A 16183-nucleotide genomic window follows, 5' to 3' on the forward strand; every position below is an offset into this window, starting at 1 on the left:
GCCCGGATCAACACCGCTGGACCGGGCGAAGACACGGATCGCAAGCTCGAAAAGTCGCTCGCGCGACGCAGCCAGGCATGCGACAGCTTGAAGCGTCTGATCATGGATCAATGCGTCTGCGGCAGCGGTCAGCAGCGTTTCGAACTTTGGGTTCTGGACGATGGAGAATGCTGCGTGGCCGAGCGGACATGTGGCCTCGACCGTGTGTCCATCGTAGTAGTCGCCTACAAACAGGTACGGTTGGACGCTGCCCGACTTGGTGCACTCAACGCACTGCAACAACGATTTCATCCAGGAACCTACCTCGTAGCAGAACTGATCGACATTAATTTGGGTGATCGAATCGCGTGAGCGTGCTTAGTCCAGTACACCGGCCCGGCCGATCTCGATCAGCTCGTCCGCGTCCGCTCAGTCGGCATGATGATGCCATACCATTGCTTGGAGTTCCCCCTAGAGTCTGCTTCTGGCCGAAAGCGGACATGGGCCCAGACCGACCGTAAGGGAAGGTGGCAATGTCCGCTACCGACCCAAAGCGGACATCCGCCTGAGCGCATGCTCTGGACGCTGCTCGGCCAGGTTATTCATCGGCTTGCTAGCCGGAGCTGGGGCGCTCTATGATCTAGCCGCATCAGGGGGAGAGTCCAATATACGGTGCGCTGTGGATAAGTCGTATAATCGGACCCAGGGATCCGGTTATTAGGTAGTTTGGCCCTACAAGGAGAGTTCGATGCTCCCGCTTTTCGATAAGAACTGCGACCTCGTTGGCTGGATCGCGCCGAACGAGCACATCTTTGACACTGACATGGATTGGGTCGCTTACATCGCAAACGGCCACGCATGGTCGTCCGAATCAGGCGATTGGCTTGGTCAAGTACATGCCATCCTGTGTTTAGATCAGGGTGGTCGGCCAGTTGCTTGGAATCCTGGACAAGGTGTGGCTGGTTCTGCCCGCCCAGCAAGGCCCGCACGTGCTGCTCGAGCAGCACGCCCTGCGCGTCCGGCCCGCCCAGCTCGACCTGCGCGTCCAGCTCGGCCAGCCACTCCCGCTGGCGGCTGGTCTCAGTTGTCGTTTTCTGCGTGGCTGGCGCAGTAGCGCCTAATAATTCATTCAAGCCGAACTTGTCCGCTGGCGCGGCCAAGTCGGTTTAAGTCAGGTGTTAGGAGCGCTGTAAGAATTTTCGCTATCATGCAGAGATGAAGTTCAAGAGCAGAAATCTCCGTGAACTCGCCGAGATGATCATCGGCGATGCCGATCACTTTCACTACAGATCGAGCAGCTACATCACACGATTCTTTGAAGAATGCGATCTTGACTTTGTACATGACGGATCAACTCGATGGAGTTGGACGTCCTCAAAACTTGAGGAACTGCTCCAGGAGCCACCGTCAGGCCCCAACTTGTTGCCGGATAGCTTCGTAAAGGTCTTTCAAGTTCTTATGGAGAAATCTGACGCAACGGACGATGATCCTGACCGCTCCAAAGCTCTAAGCGCCCTCAATAAAACATTGCATAGAGAAGGCTACGAGGCCTTCTACGGAGAAAATGGCTTTCTCCATTTCAAACACATCCGTACACAGTGCGTCTCTGCTGCGCCCAATCCGCACCGCCCATTCACCACAGCGGAACTGAAGAAGCGTGACGACTTGTCTAACTACCTAGACAAGTGCTCGGAGGATGAGCTCATTGAGCGCGTACTGCTCCCCCTCTTTCGACAACTCGGCTATCACCGCATATCCGCAGCCGGCCACAAAGACAAAGCACTTGAGTACGGCAAAGATATCTGGATGCGCTACGTTCTACCAACCCAGCATGTTCTTTACTTCGGGTTACAAGCCAAGAAGGGAAAGTTGGACGCATCCGGCATGTCAAGAGCATCAAACGCGAACATCGCGGAGATCCACAATCAAACCCTAATGATGCTTGGACACGAGATATTCGACCCTGAAACAAGCAAAAAAGTGCTAGTCGATCATGCCTTCATTGTCGCTGGCGGTGAAATTACCAAGCAGGCCAGGAACTGGCTTGGCGGAAAGCTTGACGCCTCTAAGCGGAGCCAGCTGCTTTTTATGGACCGTGAGGACATCTTGAACCTTTACACCGTGAGCAGCCTTCCTCTTCCTGAAGGCGCAATTCCCGTGACACCCTTTATTGATGAGATTCCGTTCTAGTCTCGGCGCACCTAACAATTCATTCAAGCCGAAGGCGCTTCGCTGAGCGAATTAACTCAAGCGTTGGTCGATGTCCTGGACAAGCTCGCGTGGCAGCGTCGTTCCCCCGAGATCAACTCCGCATCGCGCACGGTCCAGTCCAGTGGCGGCGCGTAGCATGCCGCACGAGACAGGCCCACGTAACCGCAAGACCGGCTCAGGGGACGCGCGTGCACCTCGGTGAGGAAACGCACTGCCTCCCGCTTCTGAACCGGCCCTACAGCTTTTTTGCCATCAAGTCCTTCAGCGCTGCGTTGTTCGGCGCCATTTCCGCATACATGCGTTTGAGCCTTGCGTTCTCAGTTTCGAGGTCCTTGACCCGACGATGCTCGGACGCCTCAAGTCCGCCGTACTTGCTCTTCCACTGATAGTACGTCGCCGTGCTTATACCAGCTTGTCGACATAGATCCTTCACCGCAAGCAAGGCATCGCCTTGCTTGAGGATCGTGATGATCTGCGTCTCGGTGAACTTTGATGTGCGCATGCAAATTCCTCGCTGGCTAAAGATGCCAGAAAGTTCTCCTTATCGGGTGTCTGGCTGCAAAGGGAGCTTGCGCAGTCACGGCGGACACATAATGCGATATGCTCAATTATGGACGCACGTAGCCACAAGGGGGCCCTATGGCAAGTCATTTCACAACCGTCAAGTTTCGAAATTACAAGGCTTTCGGATCCTACTCGCTCAGCCTTACCCAGTTCAACATCATGGTAGGCGCAAATAATGCCGGAAAGTCCACGGTCATAGGTGCTTTTCGGATACTTGCAGAGGGTATCCGGAGAGCACATTCGCGCAATGCTGACTACAGCGAGTCTACGGCGACAAAAGGCTGGGGCTATCCAATTAACTTAAGCGACCTGCCAGTCTCCACCGAGAATGTCTTCACGAACTATGATGACTCTGAGCCTGCGATAATTGAGTTCTGGCTATCCAACGGGAACAAGCTTCGACTCGTATTTCCTGAGAACGATGTTTGCGTTCTGTTATGTGAAACAACTGGCAAGGATGTACGGACGCCCACCGACTTTAAGAGAGCATTTGATGCATCAGTGCACTTTGTGCCGGTGCTCGGACCTGTGGAGCACAATGAGACTCTCAACCAAAAGGAGACTGCGCGTCGCGCACTTCTGACTCATAGAGCGTCGCGAAATTTTCGCAACATCTGGTACCACTTCCCAGACGGATTTGAGGTCTTTCGAGATTTAATTCGTCAAACGTGGCCAGGAATGGACATCGACAAACCAGAGTTGAGCAGAAGCAGCGATTCCGCCAAGCTCCACATGTTCTGTCCGGAAGAACGAATGCCACGTGAACTGTACTGGGCCGGATTTGGATTTCAAGTGTGGTGCCAGATGCTTACCTTTATTGCGAAGGCCCCTCCAGAATCGTTACTAATAATCGATGAGCCGGACGTCTATCTGCATTCCGATCTCCAGCGGCAACTAGTCCACCTATTGCGGTCGCATAGCGGCGATGTGCTGATTGCAACACACGCAACTGAGATCATTGCAGAGGCCGATTCTGGGGAGATCCTTGTACTCAATAAGAAATCCAAGAATGCTCAGCGCATAAAGAATCCCTCGCAGCTTCAAGGCCTATTCGGCTCACTTGGCTCGAACTTAAACCCTACGTTGACACAGCTTGCAAAGACCAAACGAGCGCTGTTCGTGGAAGGCGAGGACTTCGCGCTTCTCTCCGCATTTGCGAGGAAATTCAACTGCACTTCACTAGCGAACAGATCCTCCTTCGCAGTAGTTGCTGCAAAGGGGTTCAACCCGTCTCGAGTAAAAGACTTCTCCGACGGAATGGAGGCAACTCTGGGGATTTCGATCAAACGCGGCATCATATTTGATCGGGATTACCGTACCTCCAAGGCAGTTGACGACCTTAGGCTGGCCCTTCAATCTTCGTGTGAGTTTGTTTGGATTCACGACCGAAAGGAGCTGGAGAACTTTCTCCTCGTGCCATCAGCAATTGAGCGCGCGGTGGCTGCACGGATTCTAGACCGCCAAGCTCGGACAGGGAAGAGGACGCACTTTGAAGTAGACGTCGCATCTCAAATTGGCAGACTTGCTGATTGCATGAAGAGCGAGGTCTTTGGCCAGCTTAACTCAGTTGGAGTGAAAGCCCTGATTGATGCGTCGCCGGGCATGGACATATCGACCGCGACCGCAACTCTTCACAAGTCCTTCGAGTCGGATTGGAGTGATTTCGACCGTCGACTTAAGGTGGTCCCAGGAAAGCTTCTTCTATCCCGCTTCAACGAATGGCTACAAAATGGGTACGGCGTGTCTGTAACACCTAGTGCTATCGCTTCTGCAATGCACATCGGCGAGATTCCTGAGGAGATGCGGCGCTTGATTGAAGCTCTGCAAAAATTCTCCAGCAGTTAGATTGCCATGTTCCCGTGTGCTGCGGATCGTAGAACCGAGCAGGAATCCGGCCACTGGCTGGCTAGGGGGTAATTCCAATGATGCGATGGCTAATTCTTGCGGTTGCTCTTCTTCTATCGCTAACTGGCTGCAATCAAGCTCGCGTAGATGATCTTGATAGTCAGGTTGCAGACCTTCAAGCAGAGCTGTCTGAATCGCACACTAGACTGGCTCAACTGGAGAGTGAGCTACAGGACGCACGAGGCACGATTGAGGCCGGCCAATCAGCATTGGCAGATGTAGCTTCACAGTCTCACGAGGTCCAATCAGCATCGTCCGAACTATTGTCGATCGCTAGCCGCTTCGGCTTCGATGATTGGCAGGATGTTGTGCCGGACATCCAAACTGCAGCCGACAATGTCAACTCAGCGGCAGGTGCCTTAGATACAAGCCTGGGCAACGCGGAGATTGCACTGCAATGACGACCAAGAGCCGAGCCCGCTTCGAAGGTCGTCAAGTTTAGGGATTAGTCGATGTCCGCTTCTGGCCGATAGCGGACATAGGCCCCGCGGCGAATGTCCACCTCTTCTTTGGCGATTCGGTCAGAGCTCAATTCAATCTGATCAACTGCCTACCAGCTTGTCGACTTCGCCTGCGAAATGATCTTGGGATCTGGGAAGCTACCCTTGAGAATGCACCGACGCGACCGCGATGCCGGCCGGATTTCCCCTCAGGCGCTATGCAAGTCTACAATATACCGTCAAATACCCAACGGATCGGCTAGCGATGACTCCACCCTGACGCTTGATTGAAGAAGCGACCCAGACACATAGGTCTGGAAGGGTGCCTGTTTCTTTCGTTTGGCGCGCACGGCTGTGCGCGGAGATCATTTTCTATGTCTGCAATTTATCCCCTGCGCCAGCAATGGCTCGGTAACATCCGTGGTGACCTGCTGTCGGGCATTGTCGTTGCGCTAGCCCTGATTCCTGAGGCAATCGCGTTTTCCATCATCGCCGGCGTCGACCCAAAGGTAGGTTTGTATGCCTCGTTCTGCATCGCCGTCATCACCGCCATCGCCGGTGGCCGCCCTGGCATGATCTCGGCTGCGACCGGCGCCATGGCGTTGGTGATGGTCACGCTGGTGCGCGAGCACGGCATTCAGTATCTGTTTGCCGCCACCATCCTGGCCGGCGTCCTGCAGATGCTGGCCGGCGCCCTGCGGTTGGGCTCGCTGATGCGCTTTGTGTCGCGCTCGGTGGTGACCGGATTTGTGAATGCACTGGCGATTCTCATTTTCATGGCGCAGCTTCCCGAGCTCATCGGCATGCCGTGGATGGTGTATGCGATCTGTGCTGTGGGTTTGGCAATCATCTACCTGCTGCCGCTGCTGACCAAAGCCGTTCCTTCGGCATTGGTGGCGATCGTGGTTCTCACGGCCGCTTCCATGTATTTCGGCTTCCAGGTACGCACCGTAGGCGACATGGGGGCGCTGCCTGACAGCCTGCCGTCGTTCCTGATTCCGGATGTGCCATTCACCTGGGAAACACTCCAGATCCTGCTGCCGGTTTCGGCGACTTTGGCGGTCGTTGGCTTGTTGGAATCGCTGATGACCGCGCAGATCGTCGAAGACATGACCGATACCCCGAGCCAGAAGAATCGCGAATGTGCGGGCCAAGGCTTGGCTAACACCGTAACGGGCTTCTTTGGGGGCATGGCAGGCTGTGCAATGATCGGCCAGTCGGTGATCAACATCACTTCCGGTGGCCGGGGCCGTCTCTCGTGCCTTGTGGCCGGCGTGGTTTTGCTCCTTCTGGTTGTTTATGGGTCAAACCTGGTGAGTCAGATTCCAATGGCCGCACTGGTCGCAGTGATGATCATGGTCAGCATCGGCACCTTCAGCTGGCGCTCGCTGCGCGAGCTGGCCATTCATCCCAAGAGCTCTTCGGTCGTGATGATTGGCACGGTCATCGTGACCGTGGCTACCCACGACCTCGCCAAAGGCGTGTTGACAGGCGTGATCCTGTCGGCGGTGTTCTTCACCCGCAAGGTCGGCAAGAAGCTGATCATCGACGACACCCAGGTCGAGACCGACTCGCGCGTCTACGTTGTGAAGGGGCAGGTGTTCTTTGCGTCTTCTGGACAGTTCGTGAGTAGCTTCAACTATCTGGATGTCCCCAAGGAGGTCATCATCGATCTGAAGGACGCTCACTTCTGGGACCTGACCGCCGTTGATGCGCTCGACCGGGTAGTGATGAAGCTGCGCGAGCACGGCGCGACCGTTGAGGTGTTCGGTCTCAACGATGCAAGTGAGACCTTGGTAGACCGCTTGGGAAAGCATCGTACGCCAGGCGCCACACGGTCGTCGGGTCATTGAACAGATGAGCAAAGCGGGCACCGAGGGGGTGCCCGCTTCCTTTTCGGCAGTCATCGAGTTGACATATGGCAAGGCAATACTTCGATTATTCTAGATAAATGGTTGCGATGACATGCGTCCCCTGAATGTTCTGTTCCTTTGCACAGGCAACTCGGCGCGCAGCATTCTTGCCGAAGCACTGGCCAGCCATTTAGGGCGTGAACGTATCCGCGCTTACAGTGCGGGCAGTCATCCCAAGGGCGTAGTTCATCCGGTGGCCCTGCAGGTGCTCTCGGAGATTGGCTTCGACGTTGCCGGGCTGTCGAGCAAGCCGTGGGATGCATTCGCAGGTCCGGAAGCACCGCAGATGGATCTCATCGTAACGGTGTGCGATCGTGCCGCGGGTGAAGCGTGTCCCGTGTGGCCAGGCCACCCGGCTACCGCCCACTGGGGCATCCCCGACCCGGCCGCAGTGCAGGGCAGTGCTGATCAGGTCCATAAGGCGTTCCTGAGCACGCTTCACCAGCTCCAGCACCGTCTCGGATTGCTGTTGGCGCTTAAGCCTGAAGCGCTGGACCGCATGGCCCTGCAATCGCAGGTGCGGGCGCTGGGCAATGGCGCCGAGGCTCACGCGCCAGATAACACCGGAGAAGCCTCCCCGATGTAGTCGCTGATCTGCCTTACTGCCTCGCGCGCGTATCGGGTCACCCCGATCAGCGTGGCCGATGCTGCGCCATTCCAGTCGCCATAGCCAAGCAGCCAAACCGATGGCGCGGCGACCGACCGAACCTGGGTGTCATCCACGTCGATCCGACCACGAGCGTTGACAATGCCCAGTCCTTCCAGGTGCGACAATGCCGGCCGGAAGCCGGTGCACCAGATCACCGCGTCGAAGTTGCGTTCGCTGCCATCTGCCCACTGCATGCCGGTGGCGGTGAAACGGACGGGTGGCGGCATGGAGACCAGTACACCGCGGCGCCGTGCGTCCACCACCGGCGGCACCATCACGATGTCGCCAAAACCATCCCGCGGAACATCCGGCTCGCGTCCTTCCTGCTGAGCCCTCCACTTCTCGGTTGCGCGTGCGAACAGCACGCGCCCGTCGACATCGTCGGCCAGGAAGGCTGGCTCCCGCTTGGTGATCCACGTGGTCTTGGCCACCTTGGAGACCTCGGCCAGAATCTGTGCGCCTGAGTTGCCGCTGCCGATGATGGCCACGCGCATTCCGGCGAAGGGTTCGGGATGGCTGTAGTGGGACGAGTGCAGCTGCACGCCGCCGAAAGCGTCCAGACCTTCATATCCGGGCGTGCAGGGATGCCGCCACGTACCCGTGGCGCTGATCACTGCACGTGTCTGCCACTGCCGGCCGTCATCTGCTTCCACCCGCAGCCGGCTCCCCGAGCGGCTGATGCGTTTTACCTGCACGGGACGGATGACAGGCAGCGCATACTTATGCTCGTAGCGCGCGAGGTAGTCGAGCACTTCCGCCTGCGACGGGTACGGTTCCCGGGTAGCAGGCATCGGCCAACCGGGAATCGAGCTCCAGCCCGCCGGCGAGAACAGATGCAGGGATTTCCACGCATGCTGCCACGCCCCGCCAGGTGACGTTTCGGCATCAAGAATCACATAGGACAGCCCGCTGCGACGCAGAAAGTAGCCAGCCGAAAGACCCGCCTGGCCACCTCCGATCACCACGACATCGACGCTTTCCATCGGGACTTCCTCATGCTGCAGCACCTAGGCGGTTCAGCGGCTCCGTGCATCGGCAGGAAAGTAGCTTTTGCCCAGGCGCAGGGCGACGTGGACCAGCAGAATCAGCACGGGCACTTCCACCAGCGGGCCGATAACAGCCGCGAAGGCTACCGGGGAAGCCAGCCCGAACGCCGCGATCGCCACGGCGATGGCCAGTTCGAAGTTGTTGCCTGCTGCGGTGAACGCGATCGCGGTGGTGCGGGGGTAGTCTTTGGCGATCAGCTTGCCCATGAAGAAACTGATGACGAACTGGATGATGAAGTACAACGTCAGCGGGATCGCGATGCGTACCGCGTCCATCGGAATCCTCAGCACATCGCCGCCCTTCAGGCTGAACATCGCCACGATAGTAAACAGCAGTGCGGCGAGGGTTACCGGGCTGATGGCGGGCAGGAACGTCTCTTCATACCATTGCACGCCCTTGCGCGCCTTCAACCATCGGCGGGTGAGGAAGCCCGCCAGGAACGGGATACCAAGGTAGATCAGAACAGCCTCGGCGATGGTCCAGAAACTGACATCGATGACGCTGCCCTGCAGACCGAACACCGGCGGCAACCAGGACAGGAAGAACCACGCGTAGACGCTGAACAGCGCAATCTGGAAGATCGAGTTGAATGCCACCAGCCCAGCGACGTACTGGCCGTCACCGCGGGCAAGCTGATTCCAGACCAGTACCATGGCGATGCAGCGTGCCAGCCCGATCAGGATCAGGCCGGTCATGTACTCGGGGTAATCGCGCAGGAACAGCACGGCCAGGCCGAACATCAGGAACGGACCGACGATCCAGTTCTGCAGCAGCGAGAGCATCAGTACCCGTTTGTCGGCGAAGACCCGCGGCAGTTCCTCGTACTTCACCTTGGCCAGCGGCGGATACATCATCAGGATCAGACCAATCGCGATCGGGATGTTGGTCGACCCTATGGAGAGGCTGTTCAACGCGCTGGGCACACCCTCGAACAACGCCCCCATACCAACGCCGAGCGCCATGGCGGCGAAGATCCAGAGCGTGAGATACCGGTCCAGGAAGGACAGGCGGGAGGTATCAGTGGTCATGGGGATTTCCGGAAGGACGGTCAGTTGATCTGTGCGATCGGGTCGAGCCGGGCCTTGAGGGCCTCGCAGTCATCCCAGGCGCTGTCGGAGATCTCCAGGAAGGCCCTCAGGCGCGCCTTGATGATCTGGTGCGCGCGATCGAAGGCTTCGGCTTTCTCTCCGTCCGAGCCTTCAACGCCGGCCGGATCGAACAGGCCCCAGTGCACCCGTACAAAGTCGCCGAACACTACCGGGCATGCCTCGACCGCCGCGCTGTCGCAGACGGTGACGATCAGATCCATCGGCGCGGCATCCGCTTCGGCGAACTCGTCCCACGACTTGCTGCGAAGGCCGTCCACCGGGAAACCCTCGCGCTGCAACTGAGCAATGGCAAACGGGTTGACACGGCCGGCCGGCTGGCTGCCGGCGCTGAAGGACTCGTAGCGGTCTTGGCCCCACTTTTTCAGGGTCGATTCGGCCAACACACTGCGAGCGGAATTACCGGTACACAAGAACAGGACGCGACGGGTCATCTGAGCGATCTCTAAGGTGGGTTGGTCAGCAGCCTGCGGGGCGTTCACAGGCCTGTTCGTCGGCACAGCAGTTTTCAGTGAGGTAGGCCACCAGCTCGTTCATTGCCACGAACTCGGCCCGGTAGCAGATGGTCCGGCCACGTTGCTCGGCGCTGATCAGTCCCGCAGCCAGCAGTTCCTTCAGGTGGAAGGAGAGCGTGGCGCCAGGCAAGCAGAGCGTCTGGGCAATGTCACCGGCCAGCTTGCCGCCGCTGCCGGCCTGTACCAGCAGGCGGAAGATCGACAGGCGGGTGGCGTGGCCCAGGGCAGCAAGAGCGTGGGTTGCAGTGTTATGTTCCATAATTCTAGAATAATGGAATCGATATCGCAGGACAACCCCGTGCAGCAGATCCCCAACGTGGTCCCAGGTGCCTTGGACATCCCGACGGCCACCAAGCTCAACGACCCGGCGGCGCGGCCGCACCGCCCGCGCATCCTGATCCTGTACGGCTCGCTGCGGCCTCAGTCGTTCAGCCGCAAGCTGGCGCTGGAGGCGCAGCGGCTGCTGGAACAGCTCGGGGCGGAAACCCGCCTGTTCGATCCACACGAGCTGCCGATGCTTGACTCGGTGCCAGCCACCCACCCAAAGGTGCAGGAGCTGCGCCAGGCCTCGCTGTGGTCGGAGGGCCACGTGTGGGTCAGCCCGGAACGCCATGGCACCCTTACCGCGGTATTCAAGAACCAGATCGACTGGCTGCCACTGGAAGAGGGCGGCGTGCGCCCCACCCAAGGCCGCACGCTGGCCGTGATGCAGGTCTGCGGCGGCTCGCAGTCGTTCAACGTCGTCAACGCGCTGCGTGTGCTCGGCCGGTGGATGCGGATGGTGACGATCCCCAACCAGTCCTCGGTCGCCAAGGCCTGGCAGGAGTTCGACGACGAAGGTCGAATGAAGCCCTCGGCGTACTACGATCGCGTGGTGGACGTCATGGAGGAACTGGTCAAGTTCACCCTGCTGGTGCGTGGGCGCAGCGACTACCTGCTGGACCGTTACAGCGAGCGCAAGGGGGCCATCGAGGCGGCGGCGCTGGCGGCCGCTGCAGGGGTGGTGGAAACTGTTTTTAACGAGGAGGAAAGTGCGTGAACGCGGTCATCTACCACAACCCCAAGTGCGGCACCTCGCGCAACACTCTGGCGATGATCCGCTTCGCCGGGATCGAGCCGGAAGTGATCGACTACCTGGCCCACCCGCCCAGCCGCGCGCGCCTGGTCGACCTCATCAGGGCCGCGGGCTTGAGCGTGCGCGACGCCATCCGGCAGAAGGGCACTCCTTATGACGAGCTAGCCTTGGGCGATGCAGCACTGAGCGACGACGCGTTGCTTGATGCCATGCTGGCGCACCCAATACTCATCAATCGTCCTTTCGTGCAAACCGATAATGGCACGCGCCTGTGCCGGCCTTCCGAACTGGTGCTGGATATCCTGCCGAAGCTTCCCGGACCATTCCGGAAGGAAGATGGAGAGTTGGTGGCCGAGCACAGGGGAGGCCCGGCGACCTAATCTGGGTGCTGGGCCGGGCTGGCCGCCTTTGAGAACAACCGGAGATCCTGCCCCATGCCGACGCTCCATCCCGCAAAAAGCGAAAGTGCGTGGCGTGTCTTTCTGGTGTTCCTATGACTGGGACTGACCTCGTTCGGTGGCCATCTGAGCTACTTCCGCCTCGAGTTTGTCGAGCGCCGCCGGTGGCTGACGGACCGTAGCTACTCGGATCTGGTGGCCTTGTGCCAGTTCCTGCCAAGCCCAGCCAGCAGCCAGATTGGGATGTTGCTGGGCTTGGCTCGCGCCGGCTGGCTTGGCCTGCTGGCCGCCTGGGCAGGTTAATCGCATGGGTCAGGTCGCGTTGGCGCTGCACCAGTTCGGCTACGCGCGCCGCCATGCGGTTGGAATGTTCGACGATGACCCGGATCTGCGAGCGCGGCGAGACCGGGCAGCGTCGAATCCCCGCTAGGAATCGGATCCTGCCAGATCGGACGGCAGCTGTCGGCCAGAAGTGGATACTGCAATCATTGCTGCCTGAGCCCACTCTCCAAAGGCAAGGGGGGAGCGCCTGCTGTTCGCCCGCTGTCACATCAACTGCGACTAGCTGAAATCTTTGATCGCCTACCTGGCAGGGCATTCCGCGCACCAGCATCCTGTTCGATCTGATGACTAATGATTCTCAGGACTTGCTGCGGTACCGGTGTGCGGCTACCTCGCTATCACTACTTGATCAGGAAGTCATTCAGTGATTTTCCACTTGCTACCAGCTCGGCTATCCATCGCGGTTGCCGCCCTCGACCGGACCACGTCTGGCCGCGCACTGCAGGATTGCGGTACTTGGGAGCGATCTTGGACACTGTCGATTTGGCAGGCCTCCGATCACCTCGCTTCTTGGCGGTTTCGGAGGGCACGATCACTGAAGCGCCGTAGAGTTCCTCTATCGTGTATCCATGATCCTTGACGTACTTGTTGATCTTGGCGCGCATCGCTGTGGCCTTAGGGCGTGACAGCACCTTGGACTGCTGCTTCTCCGCCTGAGCAATCAGTGAGCGAAGTTCCTTGGCAGAAAGGCCGCTGATATCAATAGTCATGAATTCTTCCCCGATGTCGAGGCCCTAGCCTATTCTCAAATGACATTGCGTGTCACTCCATGTCCACTATGAGTCGCTCAATCTCAGGATCGACTACTAAAAAGTGGATCGTGTTAGCTACTCTCTCACTGCACGTGATTTTCACGTGGCATATGGACCTGAGGACTAAAGACGCGCCGTGAGTGATTGCTGTGGCGTCGCCAAGAGTTCTTTGAGATCGCCAGTTTGAGGCATTGGATGAATCGACGTTAGACTCAAGCGCTTTCCGTAGCAGATCAGGGAGGCAAGGCGCTTAACCGTGAGATCAATTCCCTTCATTGTCGCTGCCGCGTTGGCCGGAACTTCGCTGGCTGCAGATGCTTCTGAGGATAACCTCCATAGAGATCCTTACTTTGATCCAGGAGGCGCCGTCAGGTTCAACTATGGCTGGCTCGACTACGGGCCGACCAGCCGCCTGCAGCTTGAACTGCTGCGTGCAGACCTTGACGCTGGAACCGGACCGTTCTCCTTTTCTGCCCAGTACCGCTGGTATGATGGCTTCGACGCCGTGCATCACGCGTACGCGGGCTGGCAGTTCTCCGATGCTACCCAGCTGAAGGCAGGTATCCAGCAGATCCCGTTCGGGCTGCTCCCTACCGTTTCGCAGAGCTTCTGGTTCGGCTCCGGCTACTACTTGGGCATTGAGGATGATTACGATCCGGGCCTTGTAGTGATTCACCGCACCGGCAGCACGACCTGGCATCTCGGCTGGTTCTCCGGAGACGAATACGGGTCCGGGGCTCGCTATGATCGCTACTCCTTTGATGTCGCGCAGACCGAGGCGTTGCCGTATCGCGAGCGGCAACGACTGCATGCACGCGTGGAGCGCGCGCGCGCCTGGGGCGGCGGCGAGCTGTTGCTGGGCGCATCAGCGTTTGCTGGCAAGGTGCAGAACACTCAGACACGGCGTCACTACGGTCATCAGGGCGCGGCCCTCCATGCACAGTGGCAGCGCGACGGTTGGACCGCGCAGTTGCAGTGGGCGCGGTACCGGTATGACGTGCCCGGAGATCGCATCGCAATGTCGGCGTTCCAATTCCCCTTCCAGGTTGCAGCGCAGGCGGATGTGCCAAGCGCCAACATCGCCTATTCGTTCGGCCAGAAGGGCTGGCTGGATGACATCACCTGCTATAACAACCTCAGCATGACCCGCCCGGTCGGGCACCGCGCGGGCCTTCGTGATTCGTGGCAGAACGTGACCGGTTGCAGCCTGCAGAAAGGCATCATGCTCACCTATGTCGACTGGATCGCTGGCCGCAACATGTGGTTTGCCGGTGGTGATGGTATCGGCATCGACGAGGGAGGTCCTTCCCGCTGGCATTCACGGCTGAACTTCAACATCGGCTTCTACTTCTGATCGGCCTCGCGCAAGCCAGAGGCTTCTTCACCCAACAACACGGAGGTATCCATGCAGAGCACGGCTCCGCAACATCCCCCCGTTCGCCAGCGGATTCTTCCGCAGGTGTTCATTCCCACGGCAGCCATCGTCATCGCGCTGCTGGCGCTTGCTGCCATCGCGCCCGATATAGCCACGCGGTGGTTCACCGCGGCCAAGTCATGGGCTGCCAATGATGCAGGCTGGTTCACCATCCTTGCGGTGGCCGGCTTCCTGGTCTTCGTCGTCGGCGTCGCCATCAGCAGTTACGGCCGCATCAAACTCGGCCCTGACCACAGTACGCCGGACTACAGCTACGGCTCCTGGTTCGCCATGTTGTTCGCTGCCGGCATGGGCATCGGTCTGATGTTCTTCGGCGTTGCCGAGCCCATCATGCACTACGCCACGCCGCCGGTCGGCTCGCCCGAGTCGGCCGCAGCTGCCCGCCAGGCCATGCGCATCACCTTCTTCCACTGGGGCATCCACGCATGGGCGATCTACGCAGTGGTAGCGCTGTCGCTGGCGTACTTTGCCTACCGGCACAATCTCCCGCTGCGTGTCCGATCCGCACTGTATCCGCTCATCGGCGATCGTATCCACGGCCCGTTGGGGCATGCTGTAGACACGTTCGCCGCGCTGGGTACCATCTTCGGCCTGGCCACCTCGCTGGGGCTGGGCGTCATGCAGATCAACGCCGGCCTGAACTACCTGTTCGGCCTGGAGGTCAGTACGCTCGTCCAGGTTGGCTTGATCACCGTCATCACACTGGTGGCGACCGGCTCGGTCGTGGCTGGCCTGGACAGCGGCGTACGCAGGCTGTCCGAGCTCAACATGATCCTGGCGGCAGCGTTGCTGGCCTTCGTGCTGGTCTGTGGACCCACCGTGCACCTGATGCAGGCACTGGTGCAGAACACCGGCATGTACGTTTCCCAGCTGTTCTCGATGACCTTCAACCTTTATGCCTACGAACCCACGGGTTGGCTGGGTGGCTGGACGCTGTTCTACTGGGGCTGGTGGATTGCCTGGTCGCCCTTCGTTGGCATGTTCATCGCGCGCATCTCACGTGGACGCACCGTCCGTGAGTTCGTGGTGGGGGTGTTGCTTGTGCCGCTTGGCTTCACATTCCTCTGGATGACCATCTACGGCAACACCGCGTTGCACATGGTGCGGGCGGAGGGCATCCAGCAGTTGGTGCAGGCGGTCTCAACCGACAGCTCGATGGCGCTCTTCGAGTTTCTGGAGCACCTGCCGCTGACCATGCTGACCTCTTCGCTGGCGGTCATCCTGGTTGCGCTGTTCTTCGTAACCTCAGCGGACTCCGGTGCCCTGGTAATCGACATGCTTACCTCGAAGGGTGAGGACGAATCGCCGGTCTGGCAGCGGATCTTCTGGGCGCTGCTGGTCGGCGGCCTTGCGATTGCCCTGCTGGTGGCCGGCGGCTTGGAATCATTGCAGGCGGCCACCATTGCCAGTGCGTTGCCATTTACGATCGTCATGATCCTGATGTGCTGGGGACTGCTGAAGGCCATGCATCTGGATGCAACCAAGCGCTCGATCCTGCGCGAGGCACGTATCTTGCCGGGTACCAGCGAGGATTGGCGGGCGCGCCTGCGCCTGCTGGCGCACAATCCGTTGAAGATCGAGGTGACCGGCTTCATCGAGCAGCGTGTCATCCCAGCATTGGAAGAGGTTGCGGCTGAGCTGCGCAAGCAGGATCTGCCGGTCCAAGTCTCCAAGGGGGAGGATGGTCGTGCGTGGCTGCAGGTTGGCCATGGCGAGGAGATGGACTTCTTCTACTCGGTACGGCCCCAGCCCTATGAGCCGCCGACGTTCGCCCTGCAGGATCCCCGTCGGCCGGTCAGCGAGGGTACCCGTCATTACCGTGCGGAGGTCTATCTGCGGGAGGGCGGGCAGG

The 16183-nt window shown here is 59.2% G+C and carries 16 protein-coding genes and 2 pseudogenes; 12 read left to right on the forward strand and 6 right to left on the reverse strand.

Annotated features, from left to right (window positions below):
- From RT582_RS21560 to RT582_RS21570, 3 genes are all read left to right on the forward strand, one after another.
- Window positions 1-351: hypothetical protein (locus RT582_RS21560; RefSeq protein ID WP_313479923.1), on the forward strand; the 351-nt coding region annotated here is incomplete at its 5' end.
- Window positions 352-727: 376 nt separating this feature from the next.
- Entirely contained in the window at window positions 728-1093 is a 366-nt protein-coding gene (locus tag RT582_RS22470; RefSeq protein ID WP_376785717.1) for a 4-fold beta flower protein, read from the forward strand.
- Between the two features lie 101 nt (window positions 1094-1194).
- The gene (locus tag RT582_RS21570; RefSeq protein ID WP_313479927.1) at window positions 1195-2169 is read left to right on the forward strand and encodes a hypothetical protein; all 975 of its coding nucleotides are present in this window, start codon (window positions 1195-1197) and stop codon (window positions 2167-2169) included.
- A gap of 107 nt (window positions 2170-2276) precedes the next feature.
- On the opposite strand, the pseudogene RT582_RS21575 reads toward RT582_RS21570, so the two are convergent.
- A pseudogene (locus tag RT582_RS21575) lies at window positions 2277-2692 on the reverse strand (transposase); the annotation flags it as partial.
- 137 nt (window positions 2693-2829) lie between these two features.
- Between RT582_RS21575 and RT582_RS21580 the strand changes: the two are divergent.
- The 4 genes from RT582_RS21580 to RT582_RS21595 all read left to right on the forward strand — a co-directional run bounded on the left by RT582_RS21580 (window position 2830) and on the right by RT582_RS21595 (window position 7598).
- Complete coding sequence (locus tag RT582_RS21580; protein WP_313479930.1) at window positions 2830-4599, forward strand: ATP-dependent nuclease; 1770 nt, start codon at window positions 2830-2832, stop codon at window positions 4597-4599.
- Between the two features lie 77 nt (window positions 4600-4676).
- Window positions 4677-5060, forward strand: a complete 384-nt coding sequence (locus RT582_RS21585) for a hypothetical protein (protein ID WP_313479934.1) — start codon at window positions 4677-4679, stop codon at window positions 5058-5060.
- A gap of 413 nt (window positions 5061-5473) precedes the next feature.
- Entirely contained in the window at window positions 5474-6952 is a 1479-nt protein-coding gene (locus RT582_RS21590; RefSeq protein WP_313479936.1) for a SulP family inorganic anion transporter, read from the forward strand.
- Window positions 6953-7064: 112 nt separating this feature from the next.
- The gene (locus RT582_RS21595) at window positions 7065-7598 is read left to right on the forward strand and encodes an arsenate reductase ArsC (protein ID WP_072167338.1); all 534 of its coding nucleotides are present in this window, start codon (window positions 7065-7067) and stop codon (window positions 7596-7598) included.
- Here the strand turns inward: RT582_RS21595 and RT582_RS21600 are convergent.
- From RT582_RS21600 to RT582_RS21615, 4 genes are read right to left on the reverse strand one after another with little or no spacing between them, the layout of a single operon-like run.
- Complete coding sequence (locus tag RT582_RS21600; RefSeq protein ID WP_313479938.1) at window positions 7559-8644, reverse strand: ArsO family NAD(P)H-dependent flavin-containing monooxygenase; 1086 nt, start codon at window positions 8642-8644, stop codon at window positions 7559-7561. The two genes, RT582_RS21595 and RT582_RS21600, sit on opposite strands and share 40 nt — an antisense overlap.
- A 33-nt stretch (window positions 8645-8677) precedes the next feature.
- Window positions 8678-9736, reverse strand: a complete 1059-nt coding sequence (gene arsB / locus RT582_RS21605; protein ID WP_005420869.1) for an ACR3 family arsenite efflux transporter — start codon at window positions 9734-9736, stop codon at window positions 8678-8680.
- 20 nt (window positions 9737-9756) lie between these two features.
- Window positions 9757-10296 carry an arsenate reductase ArsC gene (locus tag RT582_RS21610; RefSeq protein WP_313479941.1) on the reverse strand — a complete coding sequence of 180 codons (540 nt, stop codon included), beginning with the start codon at window positions 10294-10296 and terminating at the stop codon, window positions 9757-9759.
- Complete coding sequence (locus RT582_RS21615; protein ID WP_005420865.1) at window positions 10274-10588, reverse strand: ArsR/SmtB family transcription factor; 315 nt, start codon at window positions 10586-10588, stop codon at window positions 10274-10276. The genes RT582_RS21610 and RT582_RS21615 overlap by 23 nt, the downstream gene beginning before the upstream one ends.
- 12 nt (window positions 10589-10600) lie before the next feature.
- Between RT582_RS21615 and arsH the strand changes: the two genes are divergently transcribed.
- The 3 genes and pseudogenes from arsH to RT582_RS21630 form a co-directional block, all read left to right on the forward strand.
- Window positions 10601-11368 (forward strand): arsenical resistance protein ArsH, encoded by a 768-nt coding sequence (gene arsH / locus RT582_RS21620; protein WP_313479944.1) that lies wholly within the window; start codon window positions 10601-10603, stop codon window positions 11366-11368.
- Window positions 11365-11784, forward strand: a complete 420-nt coding sequence (arsC, locus tag RT582_RS21625) for an arsenate reductase (glutaredoxin) (protein ID WP_065178723.1) — start codon at window positions 11365-11367, stop codon at window positions 11782-11784. Before arsH ends, arsC begins: the two co-directional genes overlap by 4 nt.
- A 117-nt stretch (window positions 11785-11901) precedes the next feature.
- Window positions 11902-12102 (forward strand): annotated as a pseudogene (locus RT582_RS21630) (chromate transporter); the annotation flags it as partial.
- Between the two features lie 383 nt (window positions 12103-12485).
- Here RT582_RS21630 and RT582_RS21635 read toward each other — a convergent pair.
- Window positions 12486-12854, reverse strand: a complete 369-nt coding sequence (locus tag RT582_RS21635) for an H-NS histone family protein (protein WP_134967888.1) — start codon at window positions 12852-12854, stop codon at window positions 12486-12488.
- A gap of 298 nt (window positions 12855-13152) precedes the next feature.
- Between RT582_RS21635 and RT582_RS21640 the strand changes: the two genes are divergently transcribed.
- Together RT582_RS21640 and RT582_RS21645 are read left to right on the forward strand one after the other, a co-directional pair.
- Window positions 13153-14250: a hypothetical protein gene (locus RT582_RS21640; protein ID WP_088476275.1), complete on the forward strand. Its 1098-nt coding sequence runs from the start codon at window positions 13153-13155 to the stop codon at window positions 14248-14250.
- A gap of 51 nt (window positions 14251-14301) precedes the next feature.
- Window positions 14302-16183, forward strand: a 1882-nt coding sequence (locus RT582_RS21645) for a BCCT family transporter (protein ID WP_313479949.1), incomplete at its 3' end; no start/stop codon positions are given.

It is taken from the genome of Stutzerimonas kunmingensis (assembly GCF_032106285.1).
In the GTDB taxonomy this organism is placed as follows: Bacteria; Pseudomonadota; Gammaproteobacteria; order Pseudomonadales; family Pseudomonadaceae; genus Stutzerimonas; species Stutzerimonas kunmingensis_B.